Origin of the sequence: Roseococcus suduntuyensis (genome assembly GCF_014196305.1) — a bacterium.
GTDB lineage: Bacteria > Pseudomonadota > Alphaproteobacteria > Acetobacterales > Acetobacteraceae > Roseococcus > Roseococcus suduntuyensis.
In genome coordinates this window covers 1-1,252 of record NZ_JACIDJ010000017.1, presented here as the reverse complement: position 1 = coordinate 1,252, position 1,252 = coordinate 1, and the positions used below count along the sequence as shown (strand labels likewise).

Annotated in this window: 1 protein-coding gene; it reads left to right on the top strand. The window is 67.7% G+C overall.

The genetic code is table 11. The annotated features are described in order from the left end of the window. Window positions 1-187: 187 nt before the first annotated feature. Window positions 188-1,136 (top strand): IS630 family transposase gene (locus GGQ83_RS19910; RefSeq protein WP_242534904.1). Its coding sequence is split into 2 segments (ribosomal slippage): window positions 188-531 and window positions 530-1,136, totalling 951 coding nucleotides; the frame shifts between segments, so codons are not numbered across the junction. The last annotated feature ends 116 nt before the right edge of the window (window positions 1,137-1,252 follow it).

Below are 1,252 nucleotides of genomic sequence, written 5' to 3'. Positions count from 1 at the left end.
CCAGAACTCGCCCGCCATGATCATGCTCCGCCCAACACAAAGCTTGAATCACACACCGCCGCGTCGGAGCTAGAACTGATTGGGTTTGGAGCCTAGCGCACATTCTCCTCGAACCGATTCGCGAAAGTGCTTCCCCGACGCGGGCGTGATCTGATTCACCGTGTCTGCTGGGCGGGGGCCAGCAGCGATGGCGAAAACCTTGTCTGAGGATCTGCGGGTTCGGGTGATGGCGGCGGTGGAGGGCGGTCTGTCGCGCCACGCTGCGGCGGAGCGCTTCGGGATCGGGGTGGCGACGGCGGTGCGCTGGCTGCGGACGTGGCACGAGGCGGGGGCGACAGCAGCGAAGCCGCGCGGCGGCGACCGGCACTCGGGCCGGATCGAAGCATTCGGCGCGGTGATACTTGCGGCGGTCGCTCGGCAGGTGGACATCACGCTGGTCGAGCTCGCCGCGTTGCTGGAGCGCGAACACGGCGAGCGGTTCGCGCCGAGCACGATCTGGCGCTTCCTCAATCGACGGGACCTCACCTTCAAAAAAAACCGCACATGCCAGCGAGCAGGCGCGGCCCGACGTCGCCGCCCGGCGCGGAGCCGGGTTCGCGCAGCAGCCCGAGCTTGATCCCGAACGCCTGGTCTTCATCGACGAGACCGGCGCATCGACCAAGATGGCGCGCCTGCGGGGCCGTGCGCCGCGTGGTGAGCGCTGCCGCGCGCCGGTACCGCACGGACACTGGAAGACCACGACCTTCACCGGCGCGCTCAGGCTGTCGGGCATGACCGCGCCGATGGTGCTCGATGGCGCGATGAACGGCGCAGCCTTCCTCGCCTATGTCGAGCAGGTGCTGGTTCCGACGCTCGCCCCCCGCGACATCGTCGTGATGGACAACCTGCCCGCCAACAAGCCAGCCACGGTGCGCGTTGCCATCGAGCGCGCAGGCGCGACCTTGCTCTACCTGCCGCCCTACTCGCCGGACTTTAACCCGATCGAGAACGCCTTCGCCAAGCTGAAGTCCCTGCTGCGCAAGGCCGCCGCGCGCACCATCGACGAACTGTGGGACGCCATCCGTGACGCCTTGCCCGCCTTCTCCCCAGCCGAGTGCGCGAACTACTTCACCGCCACAGGCTACGAGCCCGAATGAGGGGATGCTGCTCTAGGTCGGCTATTCCACCGTCACGCTCTTGGCCAGGTTGCGCGGCTGGTCCACATCCGTGCCCTTCAGCACCGCCACGTGATAGGCCAGCAGCTGCACCGGGA